The following is a 14,023-nucleotide window of genomic DNA, read 5'->3' on the forward strand; positions in this document are numbered from 1 at the left end:
CAGAGGTGAAGAAGTTGCGGAACAATGTCTTTTCATTTATGCAGGTACAAGAACGAACCTATCTAATGCCCTTTGTTCAGGATGTTTATGAGTTGAGAAATCGAACAGAGGGCTTGGAGGAAACTAGCGTAGACATTCTGAATCTAATGGAAATATTCATTGATTTACTGTTGGCAGGCTTAGGATTAAGTGATCAGGAGCAAGAAAAATATAAAGCCAAAGCTGCCCAATTGTTTGCTCAGAAGAAAGCAAGTCGTAAACAGAGTGTTGGATGATAACGAAGGTTCTACCGCCGACAAAAAACCGGGAGATCAACTACGATAACAAAGGGAGTTGTGAGCGATTGGTGAATTATTTTGAGCACGAGGGGAAAGAGTTGGATCAGGAAGCCTTCTATTTTTCCCAAGAAGATGACGGTCTGACTAAGGAAGAAGTAGTGCGGCAAATAGACGGAAATGTGAAGGGATTAAAGCGGGAGGATACCAAATTTGTGTCCATGGTTATATCGCCATCAAGTGATGAGTTGGCTCACATAAGGGATAACTCAGAAGATTTAAAAGAATATACCCGCCAGGTAATGGACAATTACGCAAGACACTTTAAACTCAAGAAAGGGAATGATCTAGAAGGGAAAGATTTAGTTTGGTATGGAATCGTGCATAAAACCCGAAAATACAAATGGAATGATAAAGGGGTAAGGGAAGGGGATGTTAGGCGGGGTGACCAAAAATCGGGAATACAAACCCATGTCCATATTGTTGTTTCAACGCGGGATAAGGAAAAGAAAGTCACCCTAAACCCTAGAACTAGCAGGGCTCGATTCAATATCGTTGAGTTTCAAAGAAGCAGTGCTGAGTTGTTTCAAAAACAATTCAAGTACGAAAAACAAACCCACTATCACAAAGATAAACCTCTTAAGGAGCGAACCCATATAGATCAAATTCGCTATTTTGAAAAGCGCATCAATCAATTAGCGGAAAAGTACGATTTAAACGAAAAGACGGTAACTAACCTACGAAATAAAGCCCTTGAAACCGGCTATTCGAAAGAGTTGTATCAAGCGATGAAAGAATACACCAAACGTCTTAATAGGGGAGAGGGGAGGAAAGATGAACTACCAGAATTTGAAAATCTTCGTAAAGCAGACAGACAGGAAACTCGGGTTTTTGCCAGAAATCAGGTCAATCAACCAATAAGGACAAAATCAATAAGTTTTGCAGTTGAGTCAGTACTTAAAGGTGCCAATGTCAATAAAGATGACGACAGAGAAATTTTAAAGGATTTGTCGAATAGGAGGAGAGGTAGCTTAGAGATTTAATTCATAATCACCCAATTAAAAGTAATGTCACAGTTTTATTATTCTCTAATTACAAATTTATAATTAGAAAAATAACTCAAGTATAAAACTTGATAGAGAGCATGCCCAACAAATAGAGCAACGCTTACTGTTGAGCCTAAAATGCCGAAAAAAGTAATTTTGTTTGAATATAAGTCTCACAAACTCAGCTAAAATGTAAGATTTTTGGTTTGATTCATGAGATAACTTTATGAGACTTTATTTCATAATGAAAGACTTTACTTGGGCTATATCTGTCTCCATCTCAAGAATAGGGCGTTTAAAGAGACACATAGAGATTAATTGATCTGTTATAAGACTATCAAATTTTTAGTTTTGTTGTAGCTGGTCGAAAAATATTCATCGTTTCAACGCTCAGATTCAAACTGCAACGGTCGGTGCACTAGGTTAGGGGTATGGAAAGTTATGGTTGGGTTTCTTTCCGTAAACAGGTATGATATAGTCGAACGAGCGATTCCTATTGAATTTCACACGAATACTAAATTAATCGTAACTTTACGATGAAAACCAATTTTGTGTTTGTAAGTGATAATTTATAAGACTGTGCTATGAAGCTTTTCAGCCTACTTCCAATAAGCTTACTATTTATAACCGCCATTTTGTTAGGCAATGATCCCGACAAAAAGACGGAACTGAATGGTTCTTTAGTGACCTACATCAATGGCATCAAACAAGATTTTTCAAAAATCCCGCAAGACCGCAAAGCCGAATTGGACAAAATAGCGGAGTTTATTCAACTCAAAGTAAACGCCAAAGAACCTGTCCAATTAACCTACATCTGTACGCACAATTCCCGACGCAGCCATTTTGGCCAATTGTGGGCAGCCACAGCCGCTGCTTACTATGGCGTGCCCAGGGTGAAAACCTTCTCAGGCGGAACCGAAATCAGCGCATTCAATGAACGAGCGATTGCGGCTTGCAAACGAGCGGGATTCGATATTGCCAAGGTGTCGGAAGGGCCCAATCCGATCTATGCCGTCAATTACGCGTCTGGCGTAGAACCCATCAAAGCGTTCTCCAAAAAATACGATGACACCAGCAATCCCCAAAGCAATTTCATAGCGATCATGACCTGTTCACAAGCAGACAAGGCTTGTCCCATTGTGAAAGGCGCAGCGGTACGGGTAGCAACGCCTTATTACGATCCGAAAGCCTTTGATGGTACTCCTCAGGAAACCGCGAAATATGACGAGCGGTGCAAGCAAATCGCCACGGAAACTTTTTACGTTTTCTCCAAGGTGAAGGTGGCGATTTGATCGACAAAAAATTTATTCATCGTAATATTGCAATGAATAAAAAACCTGCTACCTTTGGGGCATGGGACTGACCAAAACCGAAATATTCACCGAAGAGCAAAACCGCATCGCGGATCTGGCGAAAGCATTTGCGCATCCTGCACGGGTGGCCATTCTGCAATTGCTGATTTCCAAGAAAGCCTGCGTTTGTGGTGACCTGGTGGACGAGCTGGATTTGGCCCAGGCGACCGTATCCCAGCATTTGAAAGAACTGAAACGCATCGGCATCATTCAGGGCGAAATCAACCCACCCCGCGTGTGCTACTGCATCAACCCCCCCGTTTGGGAGGAAGCCCAACGCGCATTCGGAGCCTTGTTTGACACGTTTGTGCCTGTGACCTGCTGCTAGTCAACGGCAGGTGTTTTTTTGCCTGAATCAATCGTAATATTACAATATACCAATAGGAAAGCATATGGAAACCGCCGAGCAAATCAAAGAAGTCGTGCGCCAGAAATACGGTGCGATTGCTGAACAACCGACCGTCGGCCCGGCCGATGCCAATGGCTGCTGTGGCCCCACCTCCTGCTGTGGGCCTGAAACAGTCGCTAACGTGCCCATTAATATGGCCGTGGGTTATGACGAGCTGAACGGCTACGTGGCCGAAGCCGATTTGGGATTGGGTTGCGGCCTGCCCACGCAATTCGCGCAAATCAAGCTAGGTGATACGGTGGTGGATCTGGGATCGGGCGCAGGCAATGACTGCTTTGTGGCCCGTGCCGAAACCGGCGAAACGGGCCGCGTGATCGGCCTGGACATGACCCCGGCCATGATCGACCGTGCCCGCAAAAACACCAAGACGCTCGGATTTACCAACGTCGAGTTTGTCTATGGCGACATCGAGGACATGCCCTTGCCGAGCAATCTGGCCGATGTGGTGGTGAGCAATTGCGTGATGAATCTGGTCCCCGACAAACAAAAAGCCGTGGCCGAAACCTTCCGCATTTTAAAGCCCGGTGGTCATTTCAGCATCTCCGATATCGTGCTGAAAGGGGAGCTGCCCGCAGGCTTGCAACAGGACGCCGAACTCTATGTGGGTTGCGTCTCTGGCGCCATCCAGAAGAGCGACTATTTGCAGCTCATCCAGGAGAACGGTTTTACCAACATCACCGTGCAGAAAGAGCGGGAAATCGCCTTGCCGGATGATGTGCTGAAAAACTATCTGTCGGACGACGAAATCGCCGATTACCGCCAACAGGACAAAGGTATCTACAGCGTCACGGTGTTTGCTCAAAAGCCCGAAGAAGCGGCCAAAGCGGCTTGCTGCCCTCCCGGTTGCTGCAACTAATCCAATCAATCAGCCATGAAAAAAATCCTAGTGCTTTGCACGGGCAATTCCGCCCGCTCTCAATTGGCCCAAGGCTACCTGCAATATTTTGCCGGTGATCGGGCGGAAATTCTCAGTGCCGGAGTGAACCCCAAAGGGGTGAATCCGCTGGCCATTCAAGTGATGGCCGAAGACGGCATCGATATTTCGCATCACACCTCGAATCATGCCGACGAATACGTGCATATTCCCTTCGATTACGTCATCACCGTCTGCGACAACGCCCGCGAGCAATGCCCGTTTTTCCCCACCGTGGGCGAACGCATTCACCAGAGCTTTCCCGATCCTGGCCACACGCCAGGAGAAGACGCATTGACTTCCTTCCGTCGGGTGCGGGATCTGATCAAAACCTACAGTCAGGAATTTATCGCCAGCCGTTTGGGTGAAGCTGTCCCGCAATAAATGATGGCCATGCAGATCGAACCCGCACAACTGGCCGATACTGAGGCCGTTATTGCCCTGCTAGAGCAAGGGCACCTATTGACTGAGGATTTGCCTACCGGGCTTCCTGGTTTTGTCATTGCGAAATACGAGGAAATCCCCGTTGGGGTGGCTGGTTTGGAACGCTTCGGCCCGGTGGGCCTGCTGCGTTCGGTGGCCGTCGATCCGCACTACCAGGGCAAGCAAATTGCCGCCCAACTGGTTGGCCGATTGCTGGAAGCCGCCCAGGCATCCAGCCTGCAAGAAGTGTATCTCATTACCAATACAGCCGACCGATATTTCGAGCGGCATGGCTTCCAAACCGTCAACCGTCAGGAGGTGCCTGCGGCCATCCAACAGACGCAGCAATTCAGCGATTTATGCCCGTCATCGGCCATCGTTATGAAACGCCCGCTAATTCAGGATCAATTATGAGTACCCCCCGTCTTTCGTTTCTCGACCGCTTTTTGACCCTATGGATTTTCCTGGCCATGCTGATCGGCGTGGGCATCGGGTATTTTTTCCCGCAGTCCCAGAACTTCATCAATGGGTTTAATTCCGGCTCGACCAATGTGCCGCTCGCCGTTGGCCTGGTGCTGATGATGTATCCGCCTTTGGCAAAGGTGCGGTATGACGAGTTGCCCAAGGTATTTGCCAATACTAAAATTCTTGGGCTTTCACTCGTGCAAAACTGGATCGTCGGCCCTTTACTCATGTTCGGTCTGGCGGTCATTTTTCTGCCTGACAAACCCGAATACATGACCGGCCTTATTATGATCGGCATTGCCCGCTGCATTGCGATGGTGATCGTCTGGAATGATTTGGCGGGCGGTGATCGACTGTATGCAGCCGGTTTGGTGGCCTTCAACAGCATTTTCCAGGTGCTGTTCTATTCGGTCTATGCCTGGTTGTTCATTACTGTGCTACCGCCCCTGTTTGGCCTGCATGGTTACGAGGTGAATATCACCATCGGCGAAGTGGCCAAAAGTGTATTCATTTATTTGGGCGTGCCCTTCCTGGCAGGCATGTTTTCGCGGATTATCCTGACGCGTTTGAAAAGCCGCCAATGGTACGAGCAGACGTTTTTGCCTGCCATCAGCCCCATTACGCTCATCGCGTTGCTGTTTACCATCGTGGTCATGTTCAGCCTGAAAGGACAGCTCATCGTGTCCATTCCGCTCGATGTGCTGCGCATCGCCATTCCGCTGACGATCTATTTTGCCATCATGTTCTTTTCGGCCTTCTACCTCTCGAAACGGGCCGGTGCCGATTATGCCAAATCCACTTCGCTCGCCTTCACCGCAGCGGGCAATAATTTCGAGTTGGGCATCGCCGTTGCCATTGCCGTTTTCGGCATCAATTCGGGTGCAGCCTTTGCGGCCGTGGTCGGTCCGCTGATCGAAGTGCCGGTGCTGATCCTGATGGTCAATTTTGCCCTTCACTACAAAAAAACGCTTCAAAAGCACGCATGAAAATTGCCCTGTTTTCCGACATTCACGCCAATTTGCCTGCTTTGGAAGCAGTATTGGCCGACATCGACAGCCGCCAGCCTGACGCGGTCTATTGTTTGGGCGACCTGGTTGGCTACAATATTTGGCCAAACGAGGTGATTGCTACGATCCGCAAACGCGGTATTCCGACGATTGCCGGGAATTATGATTATGGCATCGGTCGCAGCTCCGACGACTGCGGATGCGCTTACAAAGAAGAGCAGGAGAAGGCCAATGGCAAAGTCTCCATTGCCTATACCAACAAAGCCGTGGGCGATACCGAGCGGCAATATCTGCGCACGCTGCCAACCCATATTCGGGTCGAATTCGAGCTAGGCAATGACCCCGAACATCTTTGGCAGCAACAAACGCCGTTTACGCTGTTGCTGGTGCATGGCAGCCCCCGGCGCGTGAATGAATATTTGTTCGAGGATCGGGGCGACCGGAGTTTGGGACGCGTGATCGAGGGGGCCGGGGCCGATGTGCTATGCTTCGGCCATACGCACAAGCCCTTTAATAAAGTGGTCAGCGCGGAGCCGGAAGAAGAAGCCAGCTATTTCCGTCATGCCATCAATATCGGTTCGGTCGGCAAGCCCAAGGACGGCGATCCGAGGGCCGGTTATGTGCTGCTGAGCATTGATGAAACCGCCCGCCCTGGTTCACGCGACGGCGTTTCCGTTGAATTCGTGCGCGTCGCTTATGACGTGGAGAAAGCGGCCCAGGCCGTAGAACAAAGCGAATTGCCGGATGCCTATGCACAAGCATTGCGCATCGCTCGATAATTGCCCTGTTCGACTGATCCTAAATTTCCCAGCGTATGAGAAAGATTCTATGTTGGTTTGCCGGTGCCGGGATGCTGTGTTTAAGTGCAGTTCCCGGCCATGCACAGACGCAGGGCAATTTCCTGGTGGAGTACACACGGGAGGGCGCATGGCGATATACTAGCGTCAGGGAAACACCCTACCAGAGCAACGGGCGCGTGATTCAGCACCAGTTAACCGCGCTGGGTAAGAAGCTCAATCATTTGTCAGTTGTTGATGCCCCGGTCTATTCGCAGCTCCAAGGCGAATTGCACGGGTACTTGCAACGGCTTGAAAACGACTCCCCCGATTATGGCCGCGCCGAGGTGTATCATTCCGTTTTACTGCGCCTGATGCAGTTCGAGGAGTCGATTAAAGAAAGCCTGATCGACAACAGGCACCGTGACCCGCGCCCAATAGACGCCGATGCTGCAAAACAGGATGAAGGTCAGCAAGCCGCCGTGCTACCTTATGCGTTGCTCTTTCGTAGGCAGGATCACCGCTCTAAGCTGGTGCATATCGTTACCAGTGGGAAAGTCACGATTCTAAAGCATGGCCCAACTTACTGCCTGGTGCGGTGCGGCCCCCACGAGGGATATTTGCACAAAGGAATGATCGTTGCATTACCATGATGCAATTGTGCGTTTTACATAATTGCGGATTACTTTTACGAAGAATTGGGGTCTCACAACTAAGTGATACTCAAGCCGTTAAATGGGTATGATTTCAACCGATCTTCTCGAAAACTTTAAGCCCACTTTGGCAACGGCCATTGGCCAACTTCAAGCGGTATTGCATTCGGTTAAAGAAAGCAGCGATCCCGAACGGGAATTAATCCAACTCAAAGCGGCTCAGGCACTTTTATCGAAAAGCGTTTTGCTGCTGCTGGATGATGTTTACCGAAAAGCAATGGCCGAGAAAATTGCTTTCGCGCACCATCATTGCCCCGGTGATTGTGGACAAGAAAATTTGATTGAACGATTACGGCGCATGTTTCCCGATATACCATTGGAGGACGTACCCCAGCGGTTGAAAGAAGCCGAAGCGGTCGAACAGTTCATGAAGAAAATTTTATTAGAAAAAAGTTTGGAGAACCCCCATCCCTCCATCTGAACTTTCGCGCTCACTTAAAATCAATTCATTATGTCTAAACGCACAGTGTTTGCTTCTGTCGCCACCATGTTGGCGGTTGGAGGTATGGCCTATGGCCTAAGCAGCTTCACCAGCCGGAGCGAAACGTGTCCGCTGGAAGGTACGCCCGCTTGCCCGAAGGCAATGTCGGCGCAGGCCGTAGCATCGACCCACGCTAAAACGGTGGCCGATGCGGAATTACCCCCATGCTGCCGGGCAAAGAAAGGCATCTAACGTGTAGAAGGCCCCGAAAGGGGCTTTCTGCTTCTCTGCGTTGTTCACAAGCACACGTCGCTTGCAAATAAACTTTATGGCTTTTCCTGCAAAAAGAAACCGCTGTATGTGATTCAAGTATTTAAGAATTTGCTTAAATAAGCAAATTACTTACCTTTGTTCTGAAATGGAAAATTCCTCAAACTGTGTTCGCGTCTTTGCCGATCAAGAACAGATTCGCCAATGTACCGAGAAAATAAAATATGCCGGGCCAGTCTTTGACCGATTGGCTCAGGTGTTGGATTTGGCAGGCAATGCCAACCGGCTTAAAATTATTTATTTGTTGCGGGAAGAAAGCAATTTGTGCGTTTGCGATTTGAGCGACATTTTGGGCATGACTATTCCCGCTGTTTCTCAGCATTTGCGTAAGCTCAAAGATGCGCAGTTGATCCAAGCCCGGAAAGTCGGCCAGACTGTTTTTTATTCATTGCGGACAGAATCAACCGGCATCTTACATTCGCTGTTAGAACATCTTGAAACGATGCAAACCGCCCCTTGCTAACTGTTTAATTTGGGGCCATAACGATCGCAAAGCTATGAAACTCGCAGGATTGACCGGGCTACTGACCGCCTTTGTTTCTTCTCTCTGTTGCACAGTCCCTTTGCTCACATTGCTGGTGGGTGCCACTGGCTCGGCTGGTGGGTGGGCTTGGCTGGAACCTTTGCGGCCTTACAGTATCGCGCTCACGGTGGGCGCGTTGGGTTGGGCCTGGTACGAACAATTAAAACCCAAAAAAACGATGGAATGTAATTGTGAAACGAAGAAAACATCCTTTTGGCAAACGAAGCCAATTTTGGGCGTAATAACAGCAATTGCATTGCTGCTGTTGGCTTTCCCTTCTTACTCAAACTGGCTGTACCAGGAAAAGAATCAAGCGACCTTGCAACCCGCGCAGGGAGGCACGCAACAAGTGGCCTATGTCACTATCAAGGGCATGTCCTGTGAAGGCTGCGAACATCACATCAAGCAGGAAGTCACCAAGATCAAGGGCGTATCGGCGGTGGATGTGTCGTACCAAAAAGGGGCTGCTACCGTGAAATACGATAGCAAAAAAACCTCTCTGGCTGACATCAAAAAAGCGGTGGATGCCACCGGATACAAAGTCACCAGCACAAAAACGCTTTAAGGAATGACTGTCACACTCGGATCTGTGATTACATGCCCAAATTGTGGCCACCAAGCAGCGGAGATCATGCCGACCGATGCTTGCACCTATTTTTATGAATGCACCTCCTGCCAGACCCTTTTAAAGCCGTTGGCGGGGGATTGTTGTGTCTTCTGTTCCTATGGGTCGGCGAAGTGCCCGCCGACCCAAGAGCAAAAGAGTTGCTGCGCCTGATATGGCTATTGTCAAATCACTTTTCGTGTTCATTTTGGCCGGATTCTGTGAGATCGGGGGCGGATACCTCGTTTGGCTTTGGATGAAAGAGGGAAAACCGCTCTGGTATGGCGTTATCGGCGGCATCATGTTGGCCTGCTATGGCATCGTGGCGACGTTTCAGCCCACTGGATTTGGCCGCGTGTATGCCACATACGGCGGTTTCTTTATTGTCATGGCTCTGCTGTGGGCATGGAAGGTGGATGGATTCCGACCAGACAGATATGATATTATCGGCGCATTGATTGCGCTGATCGGGGTTTGCGTCATCTACTACGCACCCCGACATTAATCAAAACAGCCTACCGAACGGCAGGCTGTTCAAGTTTGTCGAGTTCCATCACCAGATAGACCATTTCCTTTGTTTCGGCGGAATCCCCCATTTCCAGGGAAATAGGGCCTTCTTCAGGCTGAAAGGTCAGGTGAAACACCAGCCAGGGGCAGCATACCCGCTCGAATTTGATAAATTCAGCCAGGTCGCCAATGATAGCATTATCGGACTTTTCAAACACCAGCTCGTAGCTATTCGGATGCTCAACGGCGCGTGACACCTTTTTAAAAAGCGTCTGGTGCAATTCATTCATGCGCTTGATCTGGTCTTTGTCTGTAAGCTTGCAGGCGAGCGCGATTTTTTTCTTTAAAACGGCTTGGGTTTCCATCGTCTTTGTTGTTTTTGTCTGAGCCAGGCAGGACAATACGAGCAGCCAGGCCAACCCGGTAAGCATGAGTGATTTCATGGTTTTTCTGGTAAATTTAAACGGTGGAGTATAGTCCACTGTCAAGCGTTTCACCGATAAAATTATGCTCATCGGCATCATTGCCCAGGAATCAGGCTTTTCCCGCGATACGATCCGGTATTACGAAAAAATCGGTCTGCTGCGACTGCCCAAACGAGCCAGGCGGGAAAACAACTACAAGGAATATTCCCCGGCTATTTTATCGCGGCTTCGGGCAATCAAGGAATTAAAGAAAATCGGCTACACGCTGGCAGAAATTCAGCAGGTCATCGCCTCCTACGAAACGGGCGGGATGGATTGCATCGCAGGCAAAGGCCAGGTGCTGGAAAAAGTGCGACTGATTGAGGAACAGATCGTTCAATTGCAAACCCTCAGACTGCAATTGTTGGAAGCGGTTGCCGATTGCCCCGACCATTGCAAAATTGCTGCCATTTTAGATGATACTCTGATGGTTCGATAGAAGGCCGCTAGCAATGACCGCAGCAGGCCGCAACATCGTTCGATTTCTCGAAACTCTCCTGCCCTTCTTTGAAGGAGAACCAGGCTAGCCCCAGCATACCAGCTGCATCAATGTAGGGTAGATGCAGCAACTCATACAGCACACTCGATGCCAACAACACCACCGACATATAGACACAAACCATTGTGCATTTGCCATCAGTAATAATAGAGGCTGAACTGAGCTGTTCGCCTGTGCGAATCTTCCACCTGGCAAGCACTCGCATAATGGCAATGGAGAGCAGAGATACCACGATTCCGGCCACGGTCGTTTCCGGCTTTTGATTCTCCCAAATACTGACGCCCGCGCCGATCATCAAACCTGCCACCAGTACATACAAGCAGACGCCCGTGATTTGAAGAGCCAGCTTTTCAAAGCGGCCCCGATCTTTGTTGCCGAACCGACGCAAACGGGCGATCATGGCTAGGATACCCAAGCCGGAAATGACTTCGATAAAACTATCCGCGCCAAAGCCTGCCAAGGTCAAGGCTTCGTCTTGTGCGCCGAAATACAATGAAACCAAGCCTTCGCCGATATTGTACACGACGGTAAAGAGGGCCAATCCCGTGGCAATGTTCCACCGTTTATCAACGGGAGGATTAAGTGTCGTTTCCATAGATTCTTGTATTTGTAACCCGGAAGGCAGGGAAATAATTTATCCGCCTTCTTTGATCGTTGTTCCTATATAAACGAGCGTTTATACAGGAACACTTCTTTTTAAAGGACATTGACCTTGTCTCAAGAAAGGCTACTTTTCTTGAGACAACTTTGTACACTGCTGGCTTAAACGACGAATTATTTACTTTTCCGCAGAACTACCCACCCCTTTTTCATTTAAGACTGTCAAATGAAGAGCTAACTGCTTCAGTTTTAGGAATATGAGAAAGATCAGGAAATCCTATAACTAAGGTCATCTTATTGAATCCTCGCACGTCTGACCTTTGATACAGATCATTGTCTAATCCAGTGATCTTGCTTGGTACGCTAAATGGGTGAAGCCCACGGATACAACGAGCGAGTCGCTTTGGGCAACTATAACCAACTTTTAACAATACCATCATGAAATTACTAGCACTCGTTTTTCTTTTTGTCTGCCTGGTTACCAGCCCCTTTTATACGTATGCGCAAGGTGCCAATTATAAACAACCGATGACGATCAATGCCACTGGGCAGGTGAAAGACGCTACGGGAGCAACGATTGGACTCGTCACCAAAGACAAGATGATACAGGATGCGAAAGGTCACAAAATGGCCTTTGTGGACGGGCAGGGCAACTTAGTCGATGCCAAAACGAACAAAAAGATGGGGCATATGGGAAAAGATGGGAAAACCTATATGGATGCCAGTGGCGATCTGATGTTCACCATCAAAAATAATCCGGATAAAACCTGTGACATTTTTGATGCTAAGGGCAAAAAAATCGGGAATGTGCATGAAAGCTACAAAGGAACAGCCTGCGCACTGCACTGCTTTGAGAATCAGCATACCCATATGAATAAGCAGTAACGGTATGAACTCTATACTTTACAAGGTTAAGGCCCAGTCGCTAAAGCCCTTTATTGCTTTGGTGACCGGGCCTAACTTTAAGAAAAATAGTTCATTGAACGGGATAAAATTGACCGTAAAGGCGTAATAGCTATTCCTGTTTGGGGTTAAGACTCCGCTTTAGGAGTTGCGCGTTCAGTGCTACAATCACTGTACTTGCACTCATTAATACGGCACCCAAGGCCGGACTAAGCACAAAGTTGGGATACAGCACCCCAGCCGCCAGCGGAACGGCAATCACATTGTAACCCGTCGCCCAGAATAAGTTCTGAATCATCTTGCGGTAGGTAGCCTTTCCAAAATCAACCAGGTTGGTAATATCGGTGGGTTTGCTGTTGACTAAGATAATGTCGGCAGTCTCAGCGGCAACATCGGTGCCGGAACCTACGGCGATGCCTACGTTGGCCTGCGCTAAGGCGGGAGCATCATTAACCCCGTCGCCGGTCATGGCTACGAATTGGCCTTTTGCCTGTAAATCCTTTACGATCGTTACTTTCTCGTCGGGCAGCACCTCGGCGAATACCCCGTCCAAACCCAGTTCTTTAGCAACGGTATCGGCTACTTTCTGGTTATCACCAGTGGCCATATACACCTTTATACCCGACTCCTGCAAGCGTCGAACGGCTTCTTTAGAATCATCGCGTATACGGTCAGCTAAGGCTACGTAACCCATAAGTTGATCGTTTATCAGAACGAAGATTACCGTTTCGGCATCGCTGCCGGTTGCATCCGGGGGCAGTTTGATCTCTTTCTCTTTCAGATAGCCAGGGCTGACAACCACAACCGATTTTCCGTTCACGGTAGCCGTAACGCCTTTACCCGTAATGGATTGAAAGTTGCTGATGGATGGCAAATCCAGTTTCCTTTTTTGGGCCTCACGAACAATGCCCTGGGCAATCGGGTGTTGTGACTGTTGTTCCAGAGCGGCTGTCATACCTAACAAGGTTGTCTCGTCCATGTCTGCCGACAACACCTTGACGCGTGTAACGCCAAACTCGCCTTCGGTCAGCGTACCGGTTTTGTCGAAAACCATGGCGGTAATTTTGCGGGCTTCCTCAAAGGCAGTCCGGTTGCGAATAAGTAGTCCCTTTTGGGCTGAAATGGCTGTGGAGATGGCTACTACCAGCGGAATAGCAACGCCCAAGGCGTGGGGGCAGGCTGTCACCATTACCGTAACCATCCGCTCGACAGCAAAAGCGACGTCTTTACCCAGCCAGAGCCAGGTTACAAGGGTAATTAGCCCCACCGACAGGGATACAATGGTTAGCCAGCCCGCTGCGCGATCAGCCAGTGTCTGGGTTTGTGATTTGGCATTCTGAGCCTCCTCAACCAGTTTAACCACTTTGTTGAGGTAGCTGTCTTCCCCCCGATGGGTGACCTTAATTTTGAGCGACCCTTCTCCGTTAACCGCCCCGGCGATAACCGTATCGCGCAGCGCTTTCTGTACGGGCACACTTTCACCCGTTAACATACTCTCATTGACCGCACTATCCCCCTCAACTACCTCACCATCCGTCGGAATACGTTCTCCGGGTCGAACCAACACTACGTCGCCAATAGCCAGTGACGTGACGTTTACGTCGCTGATGGTATCTCCATTCACCTTGTGGGCATCAGAAGGCAACATCTGTACGATCAACTCCAATGAGTGTGAGGCTCCCGCTACTGATTTCATCTCGAAATAATGTCCCAGCAGCATGATATCAATCAGCGTGGCCAGCTCAAAGAAGAAATCCATACCACTCAACCACCCCACCGATACGACGACGCTA

At 49.0% G+C, this 14,023-nt stretch carries 21 protein-coding genes; 18 read left to right on the plus strand and 3 right to left on the minus strand.

Features of this window, described 5'->3' with window-relative positions:
• The 16 genes from BGO59_RS31915 to BGO59_RS31990 form a co-directional block, all read left to right on the plus strand.
• A partial coding sequence (locus tag BGO59_RS31915; protein WP_293691080.1) for a hypothetical protein occupies nucleotides 1–275 on the plus strand: 275 nt, incomplete at its 5' end.
• Nucleotides 272–1,318, plus strand: coding sequence for a DUF5712 family protein (locus BGO59_RS31920; protein WP_293691082.1), 1,047 nt, complete (start codon nucleotides 272–274; stop codon nucleotides 1,316–1,318). The genes BGO59_RS31915 and BGO59_RS31920, both read left to right, overlap by 4 nt.
• Before the next feature lie 587 nt (nucleotides 1,319–1,905).
• Entirely contained in the window at nucleotides 1,906–2,613 is a 708-nt protein-coding gene (locus BGO59_RS31925) for a protein-tyrosine-phosphatase (protein WP_293691084.1), read from the plus strand.
• 61 nt (nucleotides 2,614–2,674) lie between these two features.
• A complete protein-coding gene (locus BGO59_RS31930) occupies nucleotides 2,675–3,001 on the plus strand; it encodes a helix-turn-helix transcriptional regulator (RefSeq protein WP_293691086.1) in 327 nt (108 codons plus the stop codon).
• Nucleotides 3,002–3,065: 64 nt separating this feature from the next.
• Entirely contained in the window at nucleotides 3,066–3,938 is an 873-nt protein-coding gene (locus tag BGO59_RS31935) for an arsenite methyltransferase (RefSeq protein WP_293691088.1), read from the plus strand.
• Nucleotides 3,939–3,953: 15 nt separating this feature from the next.
• Complete coding sequence (locus tag BGO59_RS31940) at nucleotides 3,954–4,379, plus strand: arsenate reductase ArsC (RefSeq protein ID WP_293691090.1); 426 nt, start codon at nucleotides 3,954–3,956, stop codon at nucleotides 4,377–4,379.
• Nucleotides 4,380–4,388: 9 nt separating this feature from the next.
• Nucleotides 4,389–4,832 (plus strand): arsenic resistance N-acetyltransferase ArsN2, encoded by a 444-nt coding sequence (gene arsN2 / locus BGO59_RS31945; protein WP_293691092.1) that lies wholly within the window; start codon nucleotides 4,389–4,391, stop codon nucleotides 4,830–4,832.
• Nucleotides 4,829–5,869: an ACR3 family arsenite efflux transporter gene (gene arsB, locus BGO59_RS31950; RefSeq protein WP_293691094.1), complete on the plus strand. Its 1,041-nt coding sequence runs from the start codon at nucleotides 4,829–4,831 to the stop codon at nucleotides 5,867–5,869. The genes arsN2 and arsB overlap by 4 nt, the downstream gene beginning before the upstream one ends.
• Nucleotides 5,866–6,669 (plus strand): metallophosphoesterase family protein, encoded by an 804-nt coding sequence (locus BGO59_RS31955; RefSeq protein ID WP_293691096.1) that lies wholly within the window; start codon nucleotides 5,866–5,868, stop codon nucleotides 6,667–6,669. The genes arsB and BGO59_RS31955 overlap by 4 nt, the downstream gene beginning before the upstream one ends.
• 35 nt (nucleotides 6,670–6,704) lie before the next feature.
• The gene (locus BGO59_RS31960; RefSeq protein ID WP_293691098.1) at nucleotides 6,705–7,319 is read left to right on the plus strand and encodes a hypothetical protein; all 615 of its coding nucleotides are present in this window, start codon (nucleotides 6,705–6,707) and stop codon (nucleotides 7,317–7,319) included.
• 88 nt (nucleotides 7,320–7,407) lie between these two features.
• Nucleotides 7,408–7,800 carry a metal-sensing transcriptional repressor gene (locus tag BGO59_RS31965; RefSeq protein ID WP_293691100.1) on the plus strand — a complete coding sequence of 131 codons (393 nt, stop codon included), beginning with the start codon at nucleotides 7,408–7,410 and terminating at the stop codon, nucleotides 7,798–7,800.
• 30 nt (nucleotides 7,801–7,830) lie between these two features.
• Nucleotides 7,831–8,052, plus strand: a complete 222-nt coding sequence (locus tag BGO59_RS31970) for a hypothetical protein (protein WP_293691102.1) — start codon at nucleotides 7,831–7,833, stop codon at nucleotides 8,050–8,052.
• Between the two features lie 166 nt (nucleotides 8,053–8,218).
• On the plus strand, nucleotides 8,219–8,593 hold the full coding sequence (locus BGO59_RS31975; protein WP_293691104.1) for a metalloregulator ArsR/SmtB family transcription factor: 375 nt from the start codon (nucleotides 8,219–8,221) through the stop codon (nucleotides 8,591–8,593).
• 34 nt (nucleotides 8,594–8,627) lie between these two features.
• A complete protein-coding gene (gene merTP / locus BGO59_RS31980) occupies nucleotides 8,628–9,218 on the plus strand; it encodes a mercuric transport protein MerTP (RefSeq protein WP_293691106.1) in 591 nt (196 codons plus the stop codon).
• Between the two features lie 3 nt (nucleotides 9,219–9,221).
• Entirely contained in the window at nucleotides 9,222–9,431 is a 210-nt protein-coding gene (locus tag BGO59_RS31985) for a GDCCVxC domain-containing (seleno)protein (RefSeq protein WP_293691108.1), read from the plus strand.
• A gap of 1 nt (nucleotide 9,432) precedes the next feature.
• Complete coding sequence (locus BGO59_RS31990; protein WP_293691110.1) at nucleotides 9,433–9,762, plus strand: YnfA family protein; 330 nt, start codon at nucleotides 9,433–9,435, stop codon at nucleotides 9,760–9,762.
• Nucleotides 9,763–9,772: 10 nt separating this feature from the next.
• Here the strand turns inward: BGO59_RS31990 and BGO59_RS31995 are convergent, their stop codons facing one another.
• Entirely contained in the window at nucleotides 9,773–10,207 is a 435-nt protein-coding gene (locus BGO59_RS31995) for a hypothetical protein (protein WP_293691112.1), read from the minus strand.
• Between the two features lie 64 nt (nucleotides 10,208–10,271).
• Here BGO59_RS31995 and BGO59_RS32000 point away from each other — a divergent pair, with 64 nt between their 5' ends.
• The gene (locus BGO59_RS32000) at nucleotides 10,272–10,667 is read left to right on the plus strand and encodes a MerR family transcriptional regulator (RefSeq protein WP_293691114.1); all 396 of its coding nucleotides are present in this window, start codon (nucleotides 10,272–10,274) and stop codon (nucleotides 10,665–10,667) included.
• A 7-nt stretch (nucleotides 10,668–10,674) separates the two neighbouring features.
• On the opposite strand, the gene BGO59_RS32005 is transcribed toward BGO59_RS32000, so the two are convergent.
• On the minus strand, nucleotides 10,675–11,322 hold the full coding sequence (locus BGO59_RS32005) for a cation transporter (RefSeq protein WP_293691116.1): 648 nt from the start codon (nucleotides 11,320–11,322) through the stop codon (nucleotides 10,675–10,677).
• Between the two features lie 443 nt (nucleotides 11,323–11,765).
• Between BGO59_RS32005 and BGO59_RS32010 the strand changes: the two genes are divergently transcribed.
• Nucleotides 11,766–12,212 carry a 5-fold beta-flower protein gene (locus BGO59_RS32010; protein ID WP_293691118.1) on the plus strand — a complete coding sequence of 149 codons (447 nt, stop codon included), beginning with the start codon at nucleotides 11,766–11,768 and terminating at the stop codon, nucleotides 12,210–12,212.
• A 130-nt stretch (nucleotides 12,213–12,342) separates the two neighbouring features.
• On the opposite strand, the gene BGO59_RS32015 is transcribed toward BGO59_RS32010, so the two are convergent.
• On the minus strand, nucleotides 12,343–14,023 hold a 1,681-nt coding region (locus tag BGO59_RS32015; protein WP_293691120.1), incomplete at its 5' end, for a heavy metal translocating P-type ATPase.

Origin of the sequence: Spirosoma sp. 48-14 (genome assembly GCF_001898575.1) — a bacterium.
Lineage (GTDB): Bacteria > Bacteroidota > Bacteroidia > Cytophagales > Spirosomataceae > Spirosoma.

What these genes read in the sequence shown, in the direction of transcription:
- BGO59_RS31970 (WP_293691102.1), top strand. Translation starts at nt 7,831, where the DNA reads ATGTCTAAACGCACAGTGTTTGCTTCTGTCGCCACCATGTTGGCGGTT.
- BGO59_RS31920 (WP_293691082.1), top strand. Translation starts at nt 272, where the DNA reads ATGATAACGAAGGTTCTACCGCCGACAAAAAACCGGGAGATCAACTAC.
- BGO59_RS31975 (WP_293691104.1), top strand. Translation starts at nt 8,219, where the DNA reads ATGGAAAATTCCTCAAACTGTGTTCGCGTCTTTGCCGATCAAGAACAG.
- BGO59_RS31925 (WP_293691084.1), top strand. Translation starts at nt 1,906, where the DNA reads ATGAAGCTTTTCAGCCTACTTCCAATAAGCTTACTATTTATAACCGCC.
- arsN2 (WP_293691092.1), top strand. Translation starts at nt 4,389, where the DNA reads ATGCAGATCGAACCCGCACAACTGGCCGATACTGAGGCCGTTATTGCC.
- BGO59_RS31955 (WP_293691096.1), top strand. Translation starts at nt 5,866, where the DNA reads ATGAAAATTGCCCTGTTTTCCGACATTCACGCCAATTTGCCTGCTTTG.
- BGO59_RS32005 (WP_293691116.1), bottom strand. Translation starts at nt 11,322, where the DNA reads ATGGAAACGACACTTAATCCTCCCGTTGATAAACGGTGGAACATTGCC.
- BGO59_RS32000 (WP_293691114.1), top strand. Translation starts at nt 10,272, where the DNA reads ATGCTCATCGGCATCATTGCCCAGGAATCAGGCTTTTCCCGCGATACG.
- BGO59_RS31965 (WP_293691100.1), top strand. Translation starts at nt 7,408, where the DNA reads ATGATTTCAACCGATCTTCTCGAAAACTTTAAGCCCACTTTGGCAACG.
- merTP (WP_293691106.1), top strand. Translation starts at nt 8,628, where the DNA reads ATGAAACTCGCAGGATTGACCGGGCTACTGACCGCCTTTGTTTCTTCT.
- BGO59_RS31995 (WP_293691112.1), bottom strand. Translation starts at nt 10,207, where the DNA reads ATGAAATCACTCATGCTTACCGGGTTGGCCTGGCTGCTCGTATTGTCC.
- BGO59_RS31940 (WP_293691090.1), top strand. Translation starts at nt 3,954, where the DNA reads ATGAAAAAAATCCTAGTGCTTTGCACGGGCAATTCCGCCCGCTCTCAA.
- BGO59_RS31930 (WP_293691086.1), top strand. Translation starts at nt 2,675, where the DNA reads ATGGGACTGACCAAAACCGAAATATTCACCGAAGAGCAAAACCGCATC.
- BGO59_RS31985 (WP_293691108.1), top strand. Translation starts at nt 9,222, where the DNA reads ATGACTGTCACACTCGGATCTGTGATTACATGCCCAAATTGTGGCCAC.
- BGO59_RS31935 (WP_293691088.1), top strand. Translation starts at nt 3,066, where the DNA reads ATGGAAACCGCCGAGCAAATCAAAGAAGTCGTGCGCCAGAAATACGGT.
- BGO59_RS32010 (WP_293691118.1), top strand. Translation starts at nt 11,766, where the DNA reads ATGAAATTACTAGCACTCGTTTTTCTTTTTGTCTGCCTGGTTACCAGC.
- arsB (WP_293691094.1), top strand. Translation starts at nt 4,829, where the DNA reads ATGAGTACCCCCCGTCTTTCGTTTCTCGACCGCTTTTTGACCCTATGG.
- BGO59_RS31960 (WP_293691098.1), top strand. Translation starts at nt 6,705, where the DNA reads ATGAGAAAGATTCTATGTTGGTTTGCCGGTGCCGGGATGCTGTGTTTA.
- BGO59_RS31990 (WP_293691110.1), top strand. Translation starts at nt 9,433, where the DNA reads ATGGCTATTGTCAAATCACTTTTCGTGTTCATTTTGGCCGGATTCTGT.